20 protein-coding genes and 2 riboswitches are annotated in these 24253 nt (G+C 53.8%); of the genes, 11 read left to right on the top strand and 9 right to left on the bottom strand.

Going from position 1 to position 24253, the window contains the following annotated elements; genetic code table 11:
* Positions 1-91 precede the first annotated feature (91 nt).
* On the bottom strand, positions 92-1372 hold the full coding sequence (gene ccrA / locus K355_RS0104810; protein WP_022730979.1) for a crotonyl-CoA carboxylase/reductase: 1281 nt from the start codon (positions 1370-1372) through the stop codon (positions 92-94).
* Positions 1373-1674: 302 nt separating this feature from the next.
* Between ccrA and K355_RS0104815 the strand changes: the two genes are divergently transcribed.
* Positions 1675-3732 (top strand): protein meaA, encoded by a 2058-nt coding sequence (locus K355_RS0104815; RefSeq protein WP_022730980.1) that lies wholly within the window; start codon positions 1675-1677, stop codon positions 3730-3732.
* A gap of 29 nt (positions 3733-3761) precedes the next feature.
* Here the strand turns inward: K355_RS0104815 and K355_RS0104820 are convergent, their stop codons facing one another.
* The gene (locus K355_RS0104820) at positions 3762-4382 is read right to left on the bottom strand and encodes a TetR/AcrR family transcriptional regulator (RefSeq protein WP_022730981.1); all 621 of its coding nucleotides are present in this window, start codon (positions 4380-4382) and stop codon (positions 3762-3764) included.
* A 105-nt stretch (positions 4383-4487) separates the two neighbouring features.
* Here K355_RS0104820 and K355_RS0104825 point away from each other — a divergent pair, with 105 nt between their 5' ends.
* Positions 4488-5228 carry an SDR family NAD(P)-dependent oxidoreductase gene (locus K355_RS0104825; RefSeq protein ID WP_022730982.1) on the top strand — a complete coding sequence of 247 codons (741 nt, stop codon included), beginning with the start codon at positions 4488-4490 and terminating at the stop codon, positions 5226-5228.
* Between the two features lie 188 nt (positions 5229-5416).
* Here K355_RS0104825 and K355_RS0104830 read toward each other — a convergent pair whose 3' ends face one another.
* From K355_RS0104830 to ispH, 4 genes are all read right to left on the bottom strand, one after another.
* Positions 5417-7816 carry a putative bifunctional diguanylate cyclase/phosphodiesterase gene (locus K355_RS0104830; protein ID WP_022730983.1) on the bottom strand — a complete coding sequence of 800 codons (2400 nt, stop codon included), beginning with the start codon at positions 7814-7816 and terminating at the stop codon, positions 5417-5419.
* 241 nt (positions 7817-8057) lie between these two features.
* Complete coding sequence (rnhA, locus tag K355_RS0104835; RefSeq protein ID WP_022730984.1) at positions 8058-8510, bottom strand: ribonuclease HI; 453 nt, start codon at positions 8508-8510, stop codon at positions 8058-8060.
* Between the two features lie 12 nt (positions 8511-8522).
* Positions 8523-9491, bottom strand: coding sequence for a homoserine kinase (locus tag K355_RS0104840; RefSeq protein WP_022730985.1), 969 nt, complete (start codon positions 9489-9491; stop codon positions 8523-8525).
* A 38-nt stretch (positions 9492-9529) separates the two neighbouring features.
* Positions 9530-10477, bottom strand: a complete 948-nt coding sequence (gene ispH, locus K355_RS0104845; protein ID WP_022730986.1) for a 4-hydroxy-3-methylbut-2-enyl diphosphate reductase — start codon at positions 10475-10477, stop codon at positions 9530-9532.
* Positions 10478-10733: 256 nt separating this feature from the next.
* On the opposite strand from ispH, the gene K355_RS0104850 reads away from it, so the two are divergent.
* The 7 genes from K355_RS0104850 to K355_RS0104880 all read left to right on the top strand — a co-directional run bounded on the left by K355_RS0104850 (position 10734) and on the right by K355_RS0104880 (position 17796).
* Positions 10734-11288 (top strand): hypothetical protein, encoded by a 555-nt coding sequence (locus K355_RS0104850; RefSeq protein WP_022730987.1) that lies wholly within the window; start codon positions 10734-10736, stop codon positions 11286-11288.
* Between the two features lie 90 nt (positions 11289-11378).
* Positions 11379-11479, top strand: a riboswitch (glycine riboswitch).
* A 3-nt stretch (positions 11480-11482) separates the two neighbouring features.
* Positions 11483-11583, top strand: a riboswitch (glycine riboswitch).
* A gap of 59 nt (positions 11584-11642) precedes the next feature.
* Entirely contained in the window at positions 11643-12755 is a 1113-nt protein-coding gene (gene gcvT / locus K355_RS0104855; RefSeq protein WP_022730988.1) for a glycine cleavage system aminomethyltransferase GcvT, read from the top strand.
* A 73-nt stretch (positions 12756-12828) separates the two neighbouring features.
* A complete protein-coding gene (gcvH, locus tag K355_RS0104860) occupies positions 12829-13200 on the top strand; it encodes a glycine cleavage system protein GcvH (RefSeq protein WP_022730989.1) in 372 nt (123 codons plus the stop codon).
* 2 nt (positions 13201-13202) lie between these two features.
* The gene (gcvPA, locus tag K355_RS0104865; protein WP_022730990.1) at positions 13203-14558 is read left to right on the top strand and encodes an aminomethyl-transferring glycine dehydrogenase subunit GcvPA; all 1356 of its coding nucleotides are present in this window, start codon (positions 13203-13205) and stop codon (positions 14556-14558) included.
* Positions 14555-16051 (top strand): aminomethyl-transferring glycine dehydrogenase subunit GcvPB, encoded by a 1497-nt coding sequence (gene gcvPB, locus K355_RS0104870; protein WP_022730991.1) that lies wholly within the window; start codon positions 14555-14557, stop codon positions 16049-16051. The genes gcvPA and gcvPB overlap by 4 nt, the downstream gene beginning before the upstream one ends.
* A 204-nt stretch (positions 16052-16255) precedes the next feature.
* Entirely contained in the window at positions 16256-17182 is a 927-nt protein-coding gene (locus K355_RS24975; protein WP_028791343.1) for a protein phosphatase CheZ, read from the top strand.
* Positions 17183-17391: 209 nt separating this feature from the next.
* Positions 17392-17796 (top strand): hypothetical protein, encoded by a 405-nt coding sequence (locus tag K355_RS0104880; RefSeq protein WP_022730993.1) that lies wholly within the window; start codon positions 17392-17394, stop codon positions 17794-17796.
* Between the two features lie 86 nt (positions 17797-17882).
* Here K355_RS0104880 and K355_RS0104885 read toward each other — a convergent pair whose 3' ends face one another.
* Positions 17883-18362, bottom strand: a complete 480-nt coding sequence (locus K355_RS0104885; protein ID WP_022730994.1) for a peroxiredoxin — start codon at positions 18360-18362, stop codon at positions 17883-17885.
* 174 nt (positions 18363-18536) lie between these two features.
* A complete protein-coding gene (locus tag K355_RS0104890) occupies positions 18537-20765 on the bottom strand; it encodes a protein-disulfide reductase DsbD family protein (protein ID WP_022730995.1) in 2229 nt (742 codons plus the stop codon).
* A gap of 349 nt (positions 20766-21114) precedes the next feature.
* Here K355_RS0104890 and K355_RS0104895 point away from each other — a divergent pair, with 349 nt between their 5' ends.
* Positions 21115-21693: a YqgE/AlgH family protein gene (locus tag K355_RS0104895; RefSeq protein WP_022730996.1), complete on the top strand. Its 579-nt coding sequence runs from the start codon at positions 21115-21117 to the stop codon at positions 21691-21693.
* An 80-nt stretch (positions 21694-21773) separates the two neighbouring features.
* Here the strand turns inward: K355_RS0104895 and K355_RS0104900 are convergent, their stop codons facing one another.
* Positions 21774-22595 (bottom strand): hypothetical protein, encoded by an 822-nt coding sequence (locus K355_RS0104900; RefSeq protein WP_022730997.1) that lies wholly within the window; start codon positions 22593-22595, stop codon positions 21774-21776.
* 802 nt (positions 22596-23397) lie between these two features.
* Between K355_RS0104900 and coxB the strand changes: the two genes are divergently transcribed.
* On the top strand, positions 23398-24249 hold the full coding sequence (gene coxB, locus K355_RS0104905; RefSeq protein ID WP_022730998.1) for a cytochrome c oxidase subunit II: 852 nt from the start codon (positions 23398-23400) through the stop codon (positions 24247-24249).
* Positions 24250-24253 lie beyond the last annotated feature (4 nt).

Consider the following 24253-nt stretch of genomic DNA (forward strand, 5'->3'; position numbering starts at 1 on the left):
AACTGCCCGAAAAGGGTGGTGGCACCCCGTACGCTGATCGGGCGAGAACGCGCGCGGGGTGCCAACGGTCAGTCGAAAGCGTTATGTGGGTTCAGCTTTCGACTGCTTCTTCAAGTGTGCGCATGCCAGGGCGTTTTGCCTGCACCAGTACAGCCATATTTCCCGGTTTGTGTTCGTTGCGCATCATTTTCATATGCGAGCGCGGGATGTCATCCCAACTGAACACTTCGGACATGCTGGGATCAATACGGCGTTCGATCATCAGCTTGTTGGCCTGTGCTGCCTGTTTCAGGTTGGCAAAGTGGCTGCCCTGAATGCGTTTCTGGCGCATCCAGACGAAACGCGCATCAAACGTCAGGTTAAAGCCGGTGGTCCCAGCACAGAACACCACCATGCCGCCGCGTTTCACCACGTTGCACGATACCGGGAAGGTTTGTTCGCCGGGATGTTCAAAGACGATATCAACGTCATTGCCCTTGCCGGTGATGTCCCAGATCGCCTTGCCGAATTTGCGGACTTCTTTCATGTAATCGCCAAATTCCGGGCCATTGACCGTGGGCAACTGGCCCCAGCAATTGAAATCCTTACGGTTGATGACCGCCTTGGCCCCAAGGCCAAGCACAAATTCACGTTTGGATTCATCGGAAATCACCCCGATGGCATTGGCCCCGGCGGTGGTGATCAACTGGATCGCCATCGATCCCAAACCACCCGATGCACCCCAGACCAGAACATTATGCCCCGGACGCAGGATGTGCGGACGATGGCCAAACAGCATGCGATAGGCGGTGGCAAGGGTCAGGGTGTAACACGCACTTTCTTCCCACGTCAGGTGTTTGGGACGGGGCATGAGTTGCTGTGACTGGACACAGGTGAACTGGGCAAACGACCCGTCTGGGGTCTCATAGCCCCAAATACGCTGGGTCGGGGACAACATCGGATCACCGCCGTTGCATTCCTCGTCATCGCCATCATCCTGATTACAGTGAATGACGACTTCATCGCCGACTTTCCAGCGGGTGACTTTTGACCCAACCGCCCAGACGATGCCCGACGCATCGGACCCGGCGATATGATAGGGCAGGTCATGAACATCAAAGACCGAGATCGGTTGGCCGAGGGACGCCCAGACGCCGTTGTAATTCACGCCCGCCGCCATCACGAGTACGAGGACTTCGTGGCTGTCAGGCTGTGTCACCGGCAGGATTTCGCATTGCATGGCGGTATCAGGTTCGCCGTGGCGTTCACGGCGAATGGCCCAGCCATACATGTTTTTGGGCACATGACCCAATGGCGGGATTTCGCCAATTTCATATAAGTCTTTTACTTCCTGACCGCCGCGGAAAGGCAATACTTCGGCAGTGGTATTCATGGCCTTCACTCCTTGTTCGGGGTCGATCCGAATCGCGCCGGGGTGTCTTGTAATAAAATTACCCTGTGTTGCGCTGCGGTCGACGAAACCTCCAAGCCACGGAATTTGTTTTTATTTCCCTGACAATTCCCCGGTTTTCAGCCGATATTGCGCGGCGGGGTTCCGGGATTAGTTTGTTTTCGCTTTTATCGCGTTGCACAAATTGTTATATAATTATCCAAATGATGTCTAGTGGATAATTTAATAACGTTTTCGTGTAATAAAACGTAAGCGTTTCAGTAATAAAAGTACGCGAGGTCGTGATGCCGATGGAAAACCAGCGCAGCGCAGTAAATGCGGAACGGGATCGCCCATGGTTGATCCGGACCTATGCCGGGCACAGTTCGGCGGCGGCGTCGAACGCGCTGTATCGTCAGAATCTGGCAAAAGGGCAGACCGGGCTTTCGGTGGCCTTCGACCTGCCAACCCAGACCGGCTACGATTCGGATCATGTTCTGGCACGCGGTGAAGTCGGCAAGGTCGGGGTGCCGGTTGGGCATATCGGCGACATGATGACCTTGTTTGACGGCATTCCCCTTGATCAGATGAACACATCGATGACGATCAATGCGCCCGCCGCATGGTTGTTATCGCTTTATATCGCGGTGGCGGAAAAGCAGGGAACGCCACGTGCCAGCCTTCAGGGCACGACCCAGAACGACATCATCAAGGAATATCTGTCACGCGGGACATATATCTTTCCCCCGGCACCGAGTTTGAAACTGATTACCGATGTTGCGGCATTTACCTACCGCGAGGTGCCAAAATGGAACCCGATGAATGTCTGTTCGTACCATTTGCAAGAAGCCGGTGCGACGGCCGAACAGGAACTGGCCTATGCGCTGGGCACGGCGATTGCGGTTCTGGATGCGGTGCGCGATTCGGGGCAGGTGCCCGAAGAAGACTTTGCCAAGGTGGTCGGGCGGATTTCATTTTTCGTCAATGCCGGTATCCGCTTTGTCACAGAAATCTGCAAGATGCGGGCATTTTGCGAACTGTGGGATGAAATCACCCGCGACCGATATGGCATCGAAGACGCCAAATACCGGCGGTTCCGCTATGGGGTTCAGGTCAATTCACTGGGGCTTACCGAACAGCAGCCGGAAAACAACGTCTATCGCATCCTGATCGAAATGCTGTCGGTGGTTTTATCGAAAAATGCCCGGGCACGTGCGGTGCAGCTTCCAGCGTGGAATGAGGCGCTTGGTCTGCCACGACCCTGGGATCAGCAATGGTCGCTGCGGCTTCAGCAAATCATGGCCTATGAAACCGATCTTCTGGAATATGAGGACCTGTTTGATGGCAACCCGGCGATTGACCGCAAGGTCGGTGCCCTTAAGGAAGGCGCACGGGCCGAACTGGCCCGGCTTGATGCCATGGGTGGGGCGATTGCGGCGGTGGATGCCGGATATATGAAACAGGAACTGGTCAAATCCAACGCCATGCGCTTGGCCGATATTGAAAACGGGGTGACCAAGGTTATTGGGGTCAATGCCTTCACCGAAACCGAGCCATCGCCCCTGACGTCAGGGGAGAAATCGATCATGACGGTTGATGAGATGGCCGAGCAGGAACAGATTGAAAAACTGAAAGCCTGGCGATCTGATCGTGATCAGGCCAAGGTTAGGGACACATTATCGACCCTGGAACAGGCCGCCCGTGAAGGCCGCAATATTATGGAAAGTTCGATTGCCTGTGCCCATGCCGGGGTGACGACCGGCGAATGGTCGGAAACCCTGCGCGAAGTATTTGGCGAATATCGTGCGCCAACCGGCATTACATCTATGATCGTGACCGGGGATGCGGAAAACCTTCAGACCTTGCGCACACGGGTCGATGAGGTTTCGGAAAAGCTTGGTGAACGCATGAAGATGCTGGTTGGCAAGCCGGGGCTTGATGGGCATTCCAACGGGGCCGAACAAATTGCGGTCAAGGCCGGTGAAGCCGGGATTGAGGTTTTATATGACGGCATTCGCTGGACACCGGATGAGCTAGTGCGCAATGCGATTGACGAGGGGGCGCATGTGATCGGGCTTTCGATCCTGTCGGGGTCGCATGTGCCGCTGGTGCGCGAGGTGGTCAATGGATTGCGGGCGCGCGGAGCGGGGCATATTCCCGTGGTGGTCGGCGGCATCATCCCCGAGGCCGATATGCTGATCTTGCGCCAGATGGGGGTGGCGGCGGTTTATACGCCCAAGGATTACCAACTGGTGCGGGTGATTTCCGAAATTGTCGATCTGGTGGATCGCACATCGTCAGAACCATCTGTCGCCCAGCCAGGTAATCGCAAAGCGGACGGGGCGGGAACGGCGATTTATTGATTGGGGGCGCGGAGACGCGTTCTGGCCCCCTAGCGTCTGGTTTGCGATGAACTGATCAGGTTGGGCCATGTCGTCATGGCGGCATCGGCGACGGCGATCATCTCGGCGCGTGTTGCGCCATCGCGTGCCTGTATGGACATGCCATGCTGCACAGTCGCGTAATAGGTCGCCATGGTGTCGATGTTGGCGATGCTTGGAATGTGACCGCGACGTTGTCCTTCGACATACAGATTTCGTAAGATTTCAGTCACTTTACGGCGATAACCGCGCAGGGTTTGATTGACGGTTGCGTGGTTTGACTCCGCCTGTGGTGCGGCCAGCACAACTAGACAGCCATGCGGTGTATCATCACGGGTAAAGGCGTTGGCCGAGGCGACCAGTACGTGGTGGGTGGCGGCTTTGGGGTGTTTGAACCGTTCTAGATTGCCCCAGATTTCTGTGCCGTGAAGTTTGCTGTAATGGATGATAACCTCATCAAACAGCGATTCCTTACTGCCAAAGGCGGCATAGATGCTGGGCGGGCGGAGTTCCATTGCCGTGCTGAGATCGGCCATGGATGTATTGTCATAGCCCCGTTCCCAGAACAGGCCAAGGGCCTTATCCAATGCATCGTCCCGGTCAAATGCGGGTGGTCTGCCGCGTGTCGCCATGGTCTGATTTCCTAATTATGTAATGATCACTAAATAAATTACTTGACGTCAAAATGCAAGGCTGCGATCAATTATGTAGTGATCATTACATAATTGGAGTTTCCTATGCAGAACCTTACTGGAAAAGTTGCCTTCGTCACTGGCGCAAGCCGTGGCATTGGGGCCGCCATCGCAAAACGTCTGGCCCGCGACGGGGCCACAGTTGTGCTTACCTATGTCAGTAGTCCGGACCGGGCACGCGATGTCGTCGGCGAGATTGAGGCGGCCGGCGGTACGGCCTTGGCGATAAAGGCCGATAACCGCAATGCTAACGAGATCGAAGCCGCAATTCATCAGGCAGCGGCGCAACTTGGGCAGATCGATATTCTGGTGAATAATGCCGGGATTATCGAATTCGCACCGATTGACGAATTGAGTATCGAGCAGTTTGACCGCACGGTTGATGTCAATGTGCGTGCGGTTTTCGTCGCGACCAAGGCCGCACTTGCCCATATGCCCGATGGTGGTCGGATCATTACGACAGGCAGTAATCTGGCACGTCAGGTGCCATGGCCGGGGCTTAGCCTTTATGCCCTGTCAAAATCGGCGCTTATCGGCTTTACTCGTGGGGTGGCCCGGGATTTGGGCCCGCGCAAAATCACCGTCAATGTTATTCACCCGGGGCCAACCGAAACCGACATGAACCCGTCAGAGGGCGACATCGCCGATGCAGCGCGCCGCATCATGGCCATCCCAGATTACAGTGATGCCAATGATACAGCCGGTCTTGTCGCGTGGCTTGCCGGGCCAGAGGCAAAGGTCGTCACCGGTTCGGAATTTATCGTCGATAGCGGCATGAACGCGTAATACAGGCGCAGTTACGCGCACGTTAAATGTATCTTCGGTGGGTTGGTCTTCAGCCCGCCGATAACGGCAGTATCTGACGGAACCAGATCGTTAGGCGGGCGGTTTTACCGTCCACAGATGATTTTCGAATGAGTTTCTGCCAAACTAAAAAAACAGCCCAAGCCCGCGCTTGGGCTGTTTTTCTTCAATCAGGTTTTGGCGGAAATCCGTTTGGGTTCCTGAGCCTGACGTTCGGTGACCCAGGTGACGAATGTGTCGGCCGGCAGCGGTTTGGAATAGAGGTAGCCCTGAATGAAGTCGCAGCCCTTTTCACGCAGATAATTGAGCTGTTCGACTTCTTCCACACCCTCGGCAACGACTTCGAGATTGAGGCTGTGGCCCAAGCCAATCACCGCATCAACAATGGCCTTGTCATCAACATCAACGTGGATGTCATTAACAAAGGACTGGTCGATCTTGATTGAGCTGACGGGGAACCGTTTGAGGTAGTTGAGCGACGAATAGCCGGTACCAAAGTCGTCAATGGCGATCATCACGCCAAGTGCCTTGAGTTCTTTTAGCGTCGAGACGGCTTTTTCCGGATTGTTCATCAGGATCGACTCGGTAATTTCGAGTTCGAGCGTGCCTTCTGGCATTGCTGTATCTTTGACGATCCGGGTGACACTCGATACCAGTTCAGCATCCTGGAACTGTGCGGGCGACAGGTTTACGGCAATGCGGAGACCCGGCAAGGTGGTGTCGCGCCAGATCTGCGTTTGTTTGCAGGCTTTTTCAAGAACCCATGCGCCGAGACGGTTGATCAGACCGCATTCTTCAGCCACCGAGATGAATTCGCCCGGCATGATGAGGCCGCGATCAGGATGGTGCCAGCGCACAAGAGCTTCGGCGCCCACGACCCGTTCGGTCCGGCAGTCGATTTTGGGCTGGTAATAAAGTTCAAGCTGATCGTGCTCAAGCGCGTTGCGCAGATCTTCTTCAATGGTTTTGCGTTCTTTGACCCGTTCGTGCATGGAGGGCAGGAAGAAGCGGTAATTGTTGCGGCCTTCGGCCTTGGCGGCATACATCGCCATATCGGCATTTTTGACCAGCTGTTCGGGATTTTCACCGTCCTCGGGGAACAGGGTGATGCCGACACTGGCGGTGGAATGCAGGCGGATGCCACGGCAATCAAATGGTTGGCACAGTTCATCGATGATGCGCTGGGCAAGGACAATGGTGTCTTCGATGTTTTGAACGTCGGTCTGAATAATTGCGAATTCATCACCGCCAAGACGGGCGGCTGTATCGGAATCGCGAATGATCCGGGATAGACGTTGTCCCATTTCCTGAATCATCAGATCGCCGACATCATGGCCAAAGTGGTCATTGATGTCCTTGAACCGGTCAAGGTCGACAAACAGAACCGTAACTCCGCGTTGGAACCGGCGTGCCGAAAGTAAGGCCTGTCGCAGACGGTCAAGGAACAGGGTGCGGTTTGGCAGGCTGGTCAGCACATCATGCACGGCAAGATGGCGCATGCGGGCTTCGGTCTGTTTACGTTCGGTAATGTCGGTATAGGTCGCAACATAGCCGCCGCCCGGCATCGGGTTGTGATCGACCTGAATAACACGGCCGTTCGGGCGGGTACGTTCCATGCGATAGGGTTCGCGACGACGCGCAATCGCCACACGGTCGGAAATCAGAGCTTGAATACTGACATCGCCATATTCGCCGCGTTCACCGTTAAAACGCAGGATATCGGAAAGCGGAGTGCCTTCCTTGACCAGATCACGCGGCAGGTTGAGCAATTCGATGTAGCGTTCGTTCCAGACCATCAGATTAAGGTCCTGATCGAACAGGCAGATGCCCTGACCAATATTATGAAGGGTTGCTTCAAGCAGGGCCTGCTTACGCTGGGCTTCTTCCTGCGATTGCCCTTGCAGGGCGACCATTTCGTTATATTCGCGGATCAAAAGACCAAGTTCGTCGGCACTGTTCCATTCAACCGGGCGGCGCAAACGGCCATGCTTGGTCATCCGGATGGAATGCAACAGGCGGTTAAGCGGTTCCTTGATCGAGCGTTTGTTGGCAATCAGCAAACTGGCGGCCACGACAGCGATCAGCAGGCCAAACAGGACCATGTCAATCGCGATGCGTCGGAGAAGAAGGTTCTGGACACGTTCTTCTGTGAAGTAGATCACCAGTTCGCCAATGTCGTGGCGAACATTATTGCGTTCAAAGTAGACTCGGCGCGACAGGCGGAGCGTATCGGCCAGTTCGGATTGGGAAATGCCAGTATGGGCAAATTCGGTTCCGTCGGCGCCAAGGGCCTGCACAGCTACGATGTCGCTATCACGCGCCATAGCGTTCAGTGCGGATTCGATATTATCGACGTCAAGATACCAGAACGGGGTGGCAAGAACGCGCGCGTTGATGTCGGCGGTTTGTTCGACTTTGCCGTTCAAATCATCGCGCAGAACCTTGTAGCTGACGTACCCGAACACGACAAACAGCGCGAGCGAAAACATCGAAACCAGCGGCAATGCTATGAATAGCAACCGGCTGCTAAGCGACTTGCTTTGTAAAAAGCCGTACGATCCGCGCGACAAACGTATTCTCCTAGGCACCCACTTTCGACTAGCCAAGCTCTACAATACTCGACCTTTGTATGGGGGCCAATACCCCTTACGTCAGGGTTGAATGAACCCGGAAGCTTGTCGAAACGCAAGTTTGATTTTGATTTTCTTATAAATAAACGTCTTAAGTTCTCCAACCCCATCTATTTTGGAGCGACGTGGTTCAGCTTCAAGTATTTGTCATCAATTGTAAGGATTTGTCACTATTTAGGGTTCAGACCTTAGGCACAGCCAGCCGGGCGAGTTCATCGCAGCGTTCGTTTTCCGGGTGGCCAGCGTGGCCTTTAACCCAGTGCCATTCGACCTGATGGGGTTTTAAGGCTTCGAGCATGCGTTGCCACAGTTCGACGTTCTTGACCGGCTTCTTGTCAGCCGTTTTCCAACCGCGTTTCTGCCAGCCAAAAATCCATTTGGTAATGCCATCACGGACATAGCTGCTGTCGGTATAGACATTGATGATGCAAGGACGTTTCAGGGCTTCAAGCGCGCTGATCGCGGCCATCATTTCCATGCGGTTGTTGGTGGTTTCCGGATCACCACCCGACAGTTCTTTTTCGACACCCTTAAAGCGCAAGATCGCCCCCCAGCCACCGGGGCCGGGGTTTCCACTACATGCACCATCGGTATATATCTCGACGTGGTTGTCGTCTGTTGCGTCTGAAGTCATCTCGTCACGTCCTTAATCAAGACCATAGGCCGATGCATTTTCCACCCGTTGATGGAACCGCAGTTTGGTGATGTATTCGCGGGGATTTTTGGGCGTGACCAATGCGTCCTTGGGGGTGTTGACCCAGTCATAAAGACGGGTCAGCAAGAACCGCAAGCTGGCCCCACGTGCCAGAACGGGAAGGGCGGCCAATTCCGCATCGGAAAGCCCGCGTACCTTGCCATAATACGACAGAAGGTTTTTTGCCTTGGTGACGTTAAAGCTGCTGTCCGGTTCAAAGCACCACGCATTCATGCAGATCGCGATGTCATAGGCCAGAAGGTCATTGCAGGCGAAATAGAAATCAATCAGGCCCGACACATCTTCCTTGCCGGGGAAGAAAAACACGTTGTCAGGAAAAAGGTCGGCATGAATGACGCCTTTGGGCAGGGCATGCGGCCAGTTGGCTTCAAGATAATCAAGCTCATCACCGATCATTTTGCCCAAACCGGGTTCAACATCATCGGCGTGTTCCTGGCAGCTTTCAAACAGCGGTCGCCAGCCTTTGACGCTCAGCGCGTTGGGCAAGTGCATTTCAAAGCCCAGACCGGCAGTATGGAGCTGTGCGAGTGCGGTGCCAAGTCCGGCGCAATGGTGTGGCTGGATGCGGCGCGGTGACATGCCCTGCAAGAAGGATGTAATCGCAGCCGGGCGACCGCACAGGCGACGCAGCGCAACACCATCCTTACCATGGATCGGGGTCGGGCAATTAAGACCGGTGGCCGACAGGTGATCCATCAGTCCCAGATAGAACGGCAGGTCATCCGGGTTTACCCGTTTTTCATACAGGGTCAGGATAAAAGGTGCCTTGGTCGTCTGAAGCAGGAAATTGGTATTTTCCACGCCTTCTGCGATGCCCTTGAACGAAACGACATCACCGATATCGTATTCGGCGACAAAACGAAAGATATCTTCGTCTGAAACGTCGGTATAGACGGCCATTGGGTCTTTAATATTCCTGAATTAGGTTTGAAACCAGATCAGCTTGCGAGCTGACGGGGCAGTTTGAAGGTCACATTTTCGTCGGTCAATGTGATGGTTTCAATTGTGACGTTATAGCGTTCACGACAAGCATCAATGACTTCCTCGACCAGGATTTCCGGTGCGGATGCCCCGGCTGTGATGCCAAGGGATGTGATGCCTTCAAGGGTTGACCAGTCGATATCTTTGGCCCGTTCAACCAGAACCGATTTGTCACATCCTTCGCGTTTGGCAACTTCGACCAGACGGTTGGAGTTTGACGAGTTCGGGGCGCCAAGTACCAGAATGGCTTCGGTCTTTTCCGCGATCAGTTTGACAGCATGCTGACGATTGGTCGTCGCATAGCAGATGTCTTCTTTTTTCGGCACTGAAATGGACGGGAAACGCCGTTGAAGAATTTCGATGATTTTCGCGGTGTCATCGAGCGACAGCGTGGTCTGGGTGACAAAGGCAAGGTCTTCCGGGGTGTGATATTCCAGATTTTCGGCGTCTTCCTCGGTTTCGATCAAGGTCATGCTACCCGGTGGTAATTGACCCATGGTGCCGATAACTTCCGGGTGGCCCGCGTGACCGATCAAAAGAATATGTTTGCCATCCGCATGATGACGTTCAGCGCCACGGTGGACTTTTGAGACCAGCGGACAGGTCGCATCGAGATATTCCAGTTTGCGGCTTTCGGCGGCTTCGGGAACCGATTTGGGAACGCCGTGCGCCGAAAAGATGACGGGAACACCGTCGGGAACCGCATCAAGTTCATCAACGAAAACAGCGCCCATGTCGCGCAGGCGATCTACGACGAATTTGTTGTGAACGATTTCATGTCGAACATAGACAGGCGCGCCATATTTTACGAGCGCCTTTTCCACAATCTCAATCGCGCGATCAACCCCGGCACAAAATCCGCGCGGGTTGGCAAGAACGATCCGAAGTTCGGCTTTGTCTGACATGATACTGTCCGAGTTTCCATGTGTGCTGATACGCTCAGCACAGTTGTTTAAACGTCCTCGTTACATAACCCGCCTGATCTTGCGGTGCAATGTCTGAGCAACGATTAGAGTATAGCTTTCGACGTGCGGGTTTCCTGTTTTGTTTGTCGACCTGTGTTCGAAGCGGGTTGTGTGCGGCACGGCGAAAGAATAGACTGCGCGCGGGCCGCCCGAAACCGGGTATGGTCATAAAACAGACGGTATAATAGAGGCTTGGATGACAATCGGTAACGGATTGCGACGTACATGTGCATTTGGAATGGTCTCGCTTGCGGGGCTTTTGGCCGCGTGCGGGAGTAATCCGTTCGAAGAAGTTCCGGTTCCGGTATGTCCATCGGCCTATTTGCCAAAGGATACGGCAAAGCTGACCCAGTTTAATGGTGCAGGCAAGGATTTGACTGATGTCATGTTCGAAGCCGAGTTTAACGGGTATCTGGGCGATTGCGGCTATGACCTTGATGACAAGACGCTTGATGTGATCATCAGCCCGATCATCACCGCCGAACTTGGACCCGCAGCCCAGAGCCGTGGCGCAACATTCCAGTATTTCGTTGCCTTGCGCGATCCGGACGGAAATTTTGTTGAGAAGTCGGTTTTCGATGTGAACATGCCGTTCTCCGAAAACCTCAATCTTGCGCGCTATCGCGACGAGCAGGTGACCCTGACGGTGCCGCTTTCTGATGTGTGGGCCGGGCCGGAATATGAAATTTACCTGGGCTTCCAGCTCAATTCAGATCAGCTCGACTATAACCGTCGTTTCGGGTCCGAATAACCGATCAGGGTTGAAAACCTCCGTCCGTGATTGCCCGAAATTAGGGGCTGGTCGGTTTGGGATGAAATCCGTATAAGAACGCATACCCAAGTGATCCCCGTGGGAGAGTGCCACGGTCCATAACGGATTGCGCGGACGCCGAAGGAGCAACCACCCCGGAAACTCTCAGGCAAACGGACCGCGGGGAGATGGGACTCTGGAAAGTAGGTGGCATCTTATGATGTGTGCCTCGCCGAAGATGTAAGCAGACCGATGATCTAAATCGGCTGTGATTCTTTCAGGCTCCAAGACAGAGGGGGAATGTGGTTGGCCTTTGGTCGGCTATGTTTCACAACCACTGTTCCGGAGACCTTGATGGCCGATGATCAGACCGAACTGCTTAAAACTGCCCTTCATGACCTGCATGTAGAGCTTGGCGGCAAAATGGTGCCGTTTGCGGGCTATGACATGCCTGTTCAATTCCCGCTGGGTGTGAAAGGCGAACATCTTCATACCCGTGCCAAAGCCGGACTTTTTGACGTTTCACACATGGGGCAGGTTCGCTTGACTGGTGAACACCGCGTGGCCGAGCTTGAAAAGCTTGTGCCCGGTGATATTGCGATCCTTAAACCCGGTCGTACCCGCTATTCCGCCTTTACCAATGATGATGGCACTATCCTTGATGACCTTATGATTACCAATGCGGGCGACAGCCTGTTTTTGGTGATCAATGCGGCGTGCAAGGATGACGATATCGTGCACATGCGCGCCAACCTTGGCGATGGCGTGTCGCTTGAAGAAATTGATGACCGGGCGCTTATGGCGTTGCAGGGACCAGAAGCCGCAAACGTATTGGCGCGTTTTGCCCCGGCCGTGACCGAGCTTAAATTCATGAGTTTTGCCGAACTTGATATTGCGGGTATTGCCTGCTTTGTCACCCGGTCGGGCTATACCGGCGAAGATGGCTATGAAATTTCCGTACCCAATGATCGCGCCGAAGAACTTGCGCGCAAGCTTCTGGGTGAAGATGAGGTTGAGGCCATTGGTCTTGGCGCGCGTGATTCGCTCCGTCTTGAGGCCGGTCTTTGCCTGTATGGCAATGACATCGACACCACCACGACCCCGGTCGAGGGTGATCTGAACTGGATCATTAACAAACGCCGCCGGGCCGAAGGCGGGTTCAAGGGGGCGGATGTCATCCTTGATCAGCTTGAACATGGTGCGGATCGTAAACGCGTTGGCATCAAACCCGAAGGCAAGGCACCTGCACGCGAACATACTTCCATCCTGAATACGGACGGGGAAGAAATCGGTGAAATCACCAGTGGCGGGTTTGGTCCGACGGTCGATGCTCCGATTGCCATGGGGTATGTGGCAATTGAATTTGCCGCACCGGGTACCAAGGTCGATCTTATGGTGCGCGGCAAGGCCCGCCCGGCCGAGGTTGTTGAACTTCCGTTCGCGCCACATCGTTATTTCCGCGGCTAAGTGTCGTACTCTTTCTTGAATGTGCGGCTGATCGCCGCGTTGGCAGACAATCGATCAACAGGGACAAATTAAAATGGCTAAGAAATTCTCGCAGGAACATGAGTGGATTGAACTTGAAGACGGCATCGCAACGATCGGGATTACCGATTATGCGCAACAGTCGCTTGGTGACATTGTTTATGTCGAACTGCCGGAAATTGGTAAGAAACTGACCAAAGATGGCGATGCGGCAGTGGTTGAGTCTGTGAAAGCTGCCAGTGACGTTTATGCGCCGCTTGATGGCGAGGTTGTCGAGATTAATGAAGACCTTGATGTTAATCCGGCACTGGTCAACGAAGCCCCGGAAACGGATGGCTGGTTTTTCAGAATGTCGCTGACTGACGAGTCCCAGCTTGATGAGCTGATGGATGAAGCGGCCTATAAAGACTTCGTTGAAGGTCTGTAAGCATGCGTTATCTTCCCTTAACCCGCGCTGACCGCGCGTCGATGCTTGAAACCATCGGGGCAGCGTCCGTCGATGAACTTTATCATGACGTTCCTGACGGTGCGTTGCTTGATGCCCCGGTTGATCTGCCAAGCCATCTTGGCGAAATGCAGGTCGAACGCGACATGATGGCTTTGGCGGCCAAGAATACTGGTGCGTCGAGTGTGCCAAGCTTCTTGGGTGCAGGTGCCTATCGCCATCACGTGCCGGCGACTGTTGATTACGTGATCCAGCGTGGCGAGTTTCTGACGGCCTATACCCCGTATCAGCCTGAAATCGCCCAAGGTACATTGCAGTATCTGTTTGAATTCCAGACACAGGTGGCCTCGATCACCGGCATGGATGTGGCCAACGCATCAATGTGGGATGGGGCAACGTCCTGTGCCGAGGCGGTCTTGATGGCATGCCGTGCGACACGTCGCAAAAAGGCCGTGCTGTCGGGCGGGGTGCATCCGCATTACCGCGAAGTGACGGAAACCTATTGCCAGTTCAGTGACACCGAAGTTGCCGGACGCGATGGCAATCCCGAACAGCAGGCAACGGTCGAAGAACTCGACGACCTGATTGATGATCAGACGGCCTGCGTTGTGGTTCAGTACCCCGATGTGTTCGGACGGGTTCAGGACCATACCAAGCTTGCCGAAGTATGCCATGCCAAGGGTGCGCTTCTGGTGGTTGTCTTTACCGAGGCGGTTGCCTTTGGTGCGATCAAATCACCGGGCAGCTTTGGGGCGGACATCGTGTGCGGCGAAGGCCAGTCGATCGGCAATGCGCTGAGCTATGGTGGTCCTTATGTTGGTCTGTTTGCCACAACCCAGAAACTGGTGCGCCAGATGCCCGGTCGTCTGTGTGGTGAAACGGTCGATCAGGACGGCAAGCGCGGTTTTGTTCTGACCCTTTCGACCCGTGAACAGCATATCCGTCGTGAAAAGGCGACATCGAACATTTGTACCAATGCGGGTCTGTGTTCGTTGGCCTTTACGGTGCATATGAGCCTTCTGGGTGAAGATGGTTATCGCCGTTTGGCGACCCTGAACCACGAAAATGCCTGCAAAGCCGCCGATGCACTTGATGCGGTTGACGGTGTTACGGTGGTTAATGACAGCTTCTTTAACGAGTTCTCCGTGAAGCTGAGCAAGCCAGCTGCAGACGTGCTTGAGGTTCTGGTTGATAAGGGCGTTCTTGGCGGCGTTCCGCTGTCGCGTCTGTATCCGAACCGTTCGGATCTGGACAACTACCTTCTGGTGGCGGTGACGGAAACCAACACAGACGAAGACATCGCGGACCTTGCGGACGCATTGAAGGAGGCGCTGGCATGACCTTCACAACTCATACCGGTAACCGTGGACTTGTTCTTGAAGAAAAACTGATTTTTGAACAGGGCCAAGCGGGTCGTACCGGCGTTGATCTGCCCGAACCAAAAGGAACCAAATCGCGTCTTGGCGGTTTGGACCGCGACAGCAATGTCGGTCTTCCGGGCCTGTCGGAACCGCAAGTGGTGCGTCACTTTACCCGATTGTCGCAGAAGAATTTCGGGATTGATTCCGGGTTCTTCCCGCTGGGTTCATGCACCATGAAGCATAACCCGCGCATCAACGAAAAAGTTGCCCGTCTGCCGGGCCTTGCCGATCTGCACCCGATGCAGCCTGAAAGCACGGTGCAAGGCGCGCTTGAGCTGATTGACCAATGTGCGCATTGGTTGCTGGTTCTGACCGGAATGCCTGCGGTTGCCATGTCACCGGCTGCCGGTGCGCAAGGGGAGCTGTGTGGCATGATGGCTATTCGTGCCGCCCTTGATGCACGCGGGGAAAACCGCCGTCGTGTTCTTGTGCCCGAATCCGCACATGGGACCAACCCGGCGACGGCTGCGGCCTGTGGCTTTACGGTTGATTCCATTCCGGCAACCGAAGACGGCCGTGTTGATCTGGCCGCATTCGAAGCCAAGCTTGGTGATGATGTGGCCGGCATCATGCTGACCAACCCGAATACCTGTGGGTTGTTTGAGCGTGATGTGCGCAAGATTGCCGATCTGGTCCATGCCGCGGGTGGCTATTTCTATTGCGATGGTGCGAATTTCAACGCCATTGTTGGTCGGGTCCGCCCGGCTGATCTTGGCATTGATGCGATGCATATCAATCTGCATAAAACCTTCTCGACCCCGCATGGCGGTGGTGGTCCGGGTTCAGGGCCGGTTGTATTTTCGGATGCACTCGCACCCTTTGCCCCGATCCCCTATGTTGTGCGTACCGAGGACGGGTTCCGTCTGGTGGAAACTGCAGACGAAAATGACGGCACCAAGCCGTTTGGGCGCCTGAAGGGCTTCCACGGTCAGATGGGCATGTTCATCCGGGCACTGGCCTATATGAAAAGCCATGGTTCTGATGGCCTGCGTCAGGCATCTGGTGATGCGGTTCTCAATGCGAACTATCTGCTGGCCCGTCTGAAAGACAAGCTCAGCGTCGCATACCCGGGGTATTGCATGCACGAAGCGCTGTTTGACGATGGGTTCCTCAAGGATACCGGGGTTTCGACCCTTGATCTTGCCAAGGCAATCATCGACGAGGGTTTCCACCCGATGACGATGTATTTCCCATTGGTGGTGCATGGTGCACTTTTGGTCGAACCGACCGAAACGGAAACCAAAGAATCGATTGATCAGTTCTGTGATGCTGTTCTGTCTTTGACGGCCAAAGCACAGGCCGGAGATGCGGAATTCTTCAAGAATGCGCCGTATTTGACGCCGCGTCGTCGTCTTGACGAAACGGCAGCAGCAAGAAAACCTGTTTTGCGCTGGATGCCGGAAACGGCTTGATACACAACGCAAAGCGGCAGTTAAAAGCACCCCGGCCAGATGGTCGGGGTGTTCTTTTTCAAGGACTTGTTCTTGAAACTCATTGGACTTGTCGCAATCTCAACCCTTATACTTGTTCGAATTGTAATGAACGGAGCCCGGTGGGTTAAGTTTGGGGATAGTGCGATAGGGCGAATGCCCATTGCCGGAGGTTTGAATTCAATCATGTCGCGTCGCGTACAAAAAGTGTTTACCGCCGAACGTCGGTTAAAAGAACGCTCGGGTGGGGGTGTCGAAGACTGGTCGGATTCGTTTTTTGACCCTACTCTTGAAACTGGTATGGGGGCGGGGGAAGCCTTGCCGTCGCCATCACCATCACATGTCTCTGAGGATACGTCGGGGATCAATCAGGCCATTCTTGATGAAATCCGGGCGTTGCGCGCGGAAGTCGGGCAGTTGCGCGATGCTGTTGGAAATGGCGGGCAGTTGGCTGGCGCCGCGGATGCAGGCGGCATGGCAGCACCGGTTGCCTCAAACGATGCGCCGATGGATGTATTGCCTGAGCCGGTTTCAAGTAACTTCAGCCATTCAAGCCGGCCCGGTGCATCTGAACCCGATAGTGACGATCTGGAACTGATCCGGACCCAGATCGAGGAAATGAACGAGCACATCCACAAGGCCAAGGTTCAGATTGCGTCACTTCGCCATCCAAAGGCGCAGGATGACCGGTTCATGAGTGCCGCAACCGAGCTTGACGCCATTGTCAAGGATACGGAGATGGCAACTCATACGATCCTTGAGTCTGCGGAGCAGATCGACGATCTGGCAATGACGTTGAAAAATTCGGCGCCGAGTGATTTTGTCGCCGATCACGTTGAGCAGATTGCCTTTATCGTCACGAAAATATTTGAATCCTGTAACTTTCAGGACATTACCGGCCAGCGGATCAACAAGGTTGTGAGCACCCTCGCATTCGTTGAGGAACGGGTTCACAACATGATTTCGATCTGGGGTGAGGACGCATTTTCCGACCTGCCAGTTTCAGACAAGGACGACACCGAAGAGAAGCCGGAAGACTCCGAACTTCTGAATGGTCCCCAGCTGCAAGGCGAAGGTATCAGCCAGGATGACATCGACAAATTGTTCGATTAGGTGTTCTAAATGTTGCGGTTTTTCCTATATTTAGGCTAGAAGGCTTTGAAATCTGGCTTGAAATAAGGTGGCAATCCGCCTATGCGGCGTTTTTTGTCAACTAATCATTTACATATGCTGGGGTAGGTTCATACCTATAAGAATAAGAAGCGATGTTGGGATGCGTGTAACATGCGTTTGCACGTGTTTTGCCGTGCTTGGAGGATAAGATGGGATTTTGGTCTCTTGGTGGTATTCGCCAGCCAAAGGCACAAGACATTAAGTGGCGCAAGAGTCCGCGTGGTGAATACTATCGTCTGTTCATGATTGACGACATTGCGGAACTCAAGCTGAATGGTGTCGGTGGCGTATATCTTTTGTGGCATGGCGGTTTAAAACCATCATGGCTGGTTGCGGGTGCAACCGAAGATCTTGGCCATAGTTTTGCAGAACTGATGCGGGATCCCGACATTCGTGAATACGATGGCCGGGGTGGCGTTTACATGAGCTGGTCGCCGATCAAAGGCAGCTTCCGTGAGGGTGTGGTGCATTTCATTGCAAAGCACACCAATCCGACCTTTGAATGCGATTACGACAGTCGTGAAGACCCTATTCCGGTTTTGCTGCCGCGCTAACTATATGGCTTGATGGCTCTTAAAGAACAAAAGCTCCGCAGGTTCCTGCGGAGCTTTGTTTTTTGCGTAAAAGCCGGGATGTCAGCTTAGAGCTTTGTCAGCACGGATTCAGCACTGGACACTTCAAATGCGCCGGGTTCTTCGACGGCGAGATGGGTGACCTTGCCGTTTTCAACAACCATGGCAAAGCGGTTGGCGCGTTTGCCAAGGCCACGACCGGTAAGATCAAGCTCAAGACCGGTTGCATCGACAAAGGCAAGATCGCCGTCAGACAGCATGGTGATGCCATCGGCATTCTGGCTTTTGGCCCATTCCTGCATGACAAATGCGTCATTGGAGGCGAGGCAGGCGATTTCATCAACGCCCTTTGCCTTGATTTCATCAGCCTTGGCGATGAAGCCCGGGAGATGTTTGGCTGAACAGGTCGGGGTGAAAGCACCCGGAACAGCGAAAAGAACGATTTTGCGGCCCGCAAAGAATTCTTTGGTATTCACAGCTTCCGGACCGTCGCTCGTTGCGCGGAACAGGGTTACATCCGGGACTTCGGTGCCGACTGAAATGGTCATGGATATCTCCGTTTGGTTACGTAATCCCGTTGATTACGTCATGGATCGCATGGCTTGGAAGCAAACTACAAAATCACTGGATGTTCAATGGTATCCGCATCCGTTTTACCAAGTGTCATTATTTGTACGCGATTATTCTGGAATTGTTCCGGTTAGGCTCAGATGTGGGTGAAATTAGTTGCTGGCAAGCCCGGCCGTCGATCTTGCATCCTTGATGGCATCAAGAACAGCATCACGGCTGAGCAATTCAGACAGCAAAACCCCCTTGGGTGCATTCGGGCCAAACACCGCGTTAAATGGGATGCCATACCGTCCATAGGATGCCAGATAATCGGCAATTTCCGGGTCCGGGCGGGTCCAGTCAGCTTGCATCAGAATAATGTCGTCATTGGCAAAAAATTCTGCAAGCTCGGCGGTTTCAATCACCAGTTTTTTATTGACCTGACAACTGACACACCATTCCGCCGTAACGTCGACAAAGACGGTCTTGCCATCTGCAATCAATGCCGGAATGGTCTCAGGTGCAAACGTCTGCCAATCAAGGGGGCCGGTGGCCGCAGTTGATACGCTTGACGGTGCGGGCGGCTTCGAGAAACCCGGCGCAAACAGGGCGACCAGAAAACCGGTTACGGCAAGGGCGGTAAAGACAAATCGTGGGCGCAGGTTTTGACTACGCTTGCGGGCCCAGACAAATACCGCGCCAAGGACAAGGCCGACCCCAACGGCAATCGCCCCGCCAAGGCCGATTTGAACTGCCAGAATGCTCAGAAGCCATATTGCGGTGCCAACCAGTGCCAGACCAAGAACGGCCTTCACAACACTCATCCAGCGCCCGGGTTTGGGCAGGGCATGGGCCAGTCTTGGCTGAAGGGCGATTGCCAGATACGGAATGGCAAGGCCAACACCCAGCAACGTGAAAATCCAGATGATGTCAAAGCTGCTGCCTGCCAAGGCAAAGCCAACCGCCGTTCCAAGGAACGGGGCAGAACAGGGCGTTGCGAGCAAGGTCGCGAACATGCCGGTCATGAAATGGCTGCTGATGTGACGGCCACCTTTTTCCTGCTGGTTGATCACGTCATTGGCGGCGGTCCCCAGATTGTCGGAGCCGTTAATTTCAAACAGGCCCCACATATTGAGGGCAAACAGCGCAAGAATGATGGTCATCACGGTCAGGAAAAGAGGTTGCTGGAACTGTATGCCCCAGCCAATCGATCCCCCGGTCAGCTTGATCGCGATCAGAACTGCTGCAATCAGCCAGAACGATGTGATGATGCCTGCCGCACTGGCGAGAAAACCACTGCGGACCCGGTTGATTTCGCCTTCGCGGGCGTTGATCGCCGACATGACCTTGATCGACAAGACCGGCAAGACACAGGGCATGACATTGAGGATCAGGCCGCCAAGCAGTGCAAAAAGGCCGATAAGCAAGATGTTTGCACCGGCCCCGGTTGCAGGCGCCATGGTATCTGCGCCAAGAGGTTCGCCTTGGGCGGAAGCATCAGTTGGGCCATTTGCGACGGTCCGGCTTTGTTCAATGGCCAATGGTCCTGCAATGACAGTGACGGTCATTGTTTCAGATGCAATATCCTGATCGGCGTTGAGGCCAAAAACCGGGACAGTGAATTGTCGGTTATTGCTTTCGACATCTTTGTTCACCGCAACAGGTGCACCAAAGCCAATGCGAAGCGGGCTTTCGACCAGAATATCATCCACAGTCACACCGGCATTAGACAGCCCGTCGACCGATAGGTGCAATTGCGTCGCGTCACCGTCCTTGGTGGCAAAAACGTTGCTGACCTGTATTGGCAGGTTGTCGCCAGTTAGCGGAACCTTTGAGACGAACTTTTCAATTTCGTGTGCGTGGGTGCTGGCTATTGATGCGCCGGATGTTGAGGTGTCGGGGTTTCCGTTTGCCGGGATATCAAGGGCGAAGGTCGCGGCCGCAGGAATGCAGATGTCGCTACAGACAAGGTAGTCGACGTCCAAATTGATTGCGACGGACTGTGTGCGATCGGGGATCGCGACGTCAATCGGCAGGATGACATGGTTCTTGTAGCCAAATGTTTCCAGACCAAAGATCGAGAACCGGTGCGGGGCAGGCCACAGGATATTGGCATCCCCGACATTTTGTGACCCCGCCCAATCTAGTTGCGGGGGAAAACCGGCGTCGCCTGCGCTGCGCCAATAGATTTTCCAATCAGGCTGAAGTTCGAATTCAAGGCCAAGACGCAGCGTGTCCGATGAACCGGTCTGGGTTTGCGCACTGATGAGCCGCAGAGACGCGAAATCTTCGTCTGTCCATGGGGTGGATACATCGGTGGCAGCCGTCGCCGGTGTGGCTAAAACCGGGGCGCAAATGGCAGCAAGCAAAAAAACAAAACGGGCGATCAGGTAGCGGAGCACGTCAATGTCCTTAAAACGGTGTGCATCATGGCATCTGGCAGTGGGGCGCTCATGCCATTGAGGTATGGCACAATTCAGGCAGTTTTTCATCTATCGAAGGCGTAGTCCCCAACCGCGATCAAATCAAGCCACGACTGTGTGACCGGGGTCTCCGTCAGAGCGCTTTTTGAGCCACTATCGGTAAATAATCGCTGAAAACCGTGGCACTGAGCAGAGGTTGACCCTACATTTAGAATATCAAGTTTTGATCGTTGCGGGGCGATGTTTTGTCGGGTTTTCCGGGTTCTTGATGGAAATAGACCGGTAATCGCGCTAGGCTTGGTCAAACAGAGACAGAAAGAGACGTAAAATGGGCGTGCGTGGAGACACAGGCGAATATCTTGGTGGAAAGTTGTTGATCGCAATGCCGGGCATGCGTGATCCGCGCTTTTCACAAAGTGTTGTCTATGTCTGTGCCCATAATGAAGATGGTGCAATGGGGCTTGTGATCAATCGTGTGATTGACAGCATCACCTTCCCCGAGCTTCTTGAGCAGCTTGGTATTGCGCGCCCGGCACCGACCATTCAGGACATTCAGGTACATTTTGGCGGCCCGGTCGAAAGCAGTCGCGGGTTCGTATTGCATTCCACCGACTTTTCCAACGAGGCAACCCTGCACGTTGATACCGGCGTTTCGGTGACGGCCACGGTTGATATCCTCGAACAGATTGCGTTGGGTGAGGGGCCGGAAAACAGCATTCTGGCGCTTGGCTATGCCGGATGGCGCAGCGGGCAGCTGGAGAACGAAATTCTGGCCAATGGCTGGCTGCATCTTGATGCGGATGCCGATTTGTTGTTCGACATTGATTGCGAAGACAAATGGGAACAGGCGTTTACCAAGCTTGGTTTTGCCCCGGAATTGCTATCGGGGGAAGCTGGTCACGCCTGATCAGAAGGTTATTGCATTGCTGGAATTGAAAAAGCCTGCCGATTGGCAGGCTTTTGCGTTTCATGCGGGCTACACCGGCATTAATCAAACAAGGCGTCGATTTCGGCCTGTGAGAAGATCTGATCGACTTCATCCTGATCGACACGTTGCGCATTTTGTGGCGCCTTGGTGACAGTTTTATCAAGGTTGTCGAGCCCTTTGGGGTCGGCTGGAACTTCGAAGTCACCGAAGTCATCATCACCCCAGATCTCGATCACGCGATTTACGCGTTCCTCGATATATTTCATGGTGTTAACGACTTTGGTAATCCGTTGACCGGTCAAATCCTGGAAGTTGCAGCTTTCAAAGACCTTGACGACAAGTTCGACAATATCGTCGGCCAGCCCCTGAGTGTAGTCATCTGTGGCGGCCGAACGGATGTTGTGGGCAACAGCATCAATTTTTTCGACAGTGTCGAGAATGCTTGCGGTTGCATCCTCGGTCGCGGCAACGACAGAGTCCAACTCGCCCTTGACGATATTGATGCGCGTGCCGCTGTCATCTTCAGGGGCGGTATACAAGGCGGCGATTTCTTTTTTGGTTTCCTGAATGGAATTTGCCAATGCCCGAATTTCGGTTTTCAGCAGACGCAGTTCAGCACGTGCGTCTTCCTCATCGTCCTCTTCGGGCTGTGCGGTGAGTTTCTTCTGCTCTTCTATCATGATGCGGATGTCAGACAGCAGCTCAAGCTTGAGGTCTTCAATCGCGGTATGAACGGCCGACAGATCCGGGCCGCCAACACCCGCTTGATGTGGTTCGGTAGGCATCTCGGTTGGCAAGGCGACCATGTCGCTCATGTTTTCGAGTTTGTTAAGCAACCGCAATTCTGCGGTGAAGAGCTTTTTGCTTCCGTGGCGTGCCATTAACGAACCTCTGAATTTAACAATCGGTATCTCGCAAGAGACCTTGGCGTCACTTCCCTGAAGGGCAGTGGCATTCATACTTTAGGATAGAGTAATCTGCAAACGTCGTCTCGCCAACCGAATTCCTATCCGTGATATTGGGGAAAATACCGAAGAATTAAAGGCTTCGGGACCGGAATTTATCATCGGATAGGACAAATTATATCAGGCGAGGTGCGAATCGCCATTTTGGGCTGGCTGTGCGGGGCTGATTCTTGATCACACTGTTGTCGAGAATGGCAAGGCTCAGGATACCGTAACGGCGTTTTCCTGAAATGGATGCTGGCGGGGCAAAAATGCGGCGGGGCTGGCTTTATCCATTGGTTGAAGTGATTTGAAGATCATTCTGTGGTTATGTTGCATGGCAATAAGTGCGTGGGAGACCAAAGAACGCTGACCAGAATGGCGGTATTTCTATCAGGACGTGGGTATTTAGAGCCATTTCACGCAAAACCAAAGCGACAAAGTCGCAAAGGCAAAATTACATTTTTTGTGCATCGCAGCGAGGTTTTTTCTGGAACAGGTGCCTAAGATACGCTATTTGCCTGCGTTACCGATGTACTTTCGGGTGCAGGGTTATTAAGAATAAGATATGTCAGAGGAAATACTCCGGGCTGATGATTGAGCCAATCTTTGGTTGAGACGGCAAGACCGCCCTTTAAAGGTGGACCCGTAGCTTGTCTGAGAAACTGTTGACGAAGGTCAGGGACGGAGACGATTGAGGCATATCGCCTTGAGATGTAATGCGAGGGGGCAGATTCGCATGTCGATCAAGAAGCTATTTCCCATTCTTTTGTTGGGATTGGCGGTAATTACCGGGCTTGATAGTGCGGCAGTTGCTGCCGTTGGTCAGGCCGAACCTTGGCAGCTTGGGCTGCAGGATCCGGTTTCGCCTGTGGCTGTTGAAGGCCATAATTTCTTTGTTCTAGTGACGTGGTTGATGACGATCATCACCGTGATCGTTTTGGTGTTGCTGCTTTACGTGCTGTATCGCTTCAGCGCGAAACGCAACCCGGTACCGTCGAAGACGACCCACCATACCCTTCTTGAAGTGGTCTGGACGGTTGTTCCGGTACTTATTCTTCTTATTATTGCGATCCCGTCGTTCCGCCTGCTGTATTTTGCAGACCGTGTCGAGGATGCCGATCTTACCCTTAAGATCATCGGCAAGCAGTGGTACTGGACATATGAATATCCAGACAATGGCAATTTCACCTTTGATTCTTTGATGATCGATGAGGAAACAGCCGTTGCCGAAGGCAAAAAACGTCTTCTGGATGTGGACAATCCCGTTGTCCTGCCGGTTGACCAGAACATTCGCCTGATCATGACGTCCGATGATGTGATCCATAACTGGGCCATGCCATCGCTGTTCATCAAGCTTGATGCAGTGCCGGGCCGACTGAATGAAACCTGGACCCGCATTCCAGGTGAATATGCCGGTACAACCTTCTATGGCCAGTGTTCGGAATTGTGTGGTGTGAACCACGCCTATATGCCGATTGCTGTTAAAGCTGTTACCATGGAAGAATACGAAGCCTGGGTCGCCAAGGCGCAAGAACAGTTCGCATCTGTTGACTTGCCGTCTTCGGTTTCCGTGGCATCGGCAGAGTGAGGGA

Origin of the sequence: Thalassospira lucentensis MCCC 1A00383 = DSM 14000, from assembly GCF_000421265.1 — a bacterium.
In the GTDB taxonomy this organism is placed as follows: Bacteria; Pseudomonadota; Alphaproteobacteria; order Rhodospirillales; family Thalassospiraceae; genus Thalassospira; species Thalassospira lucentensis.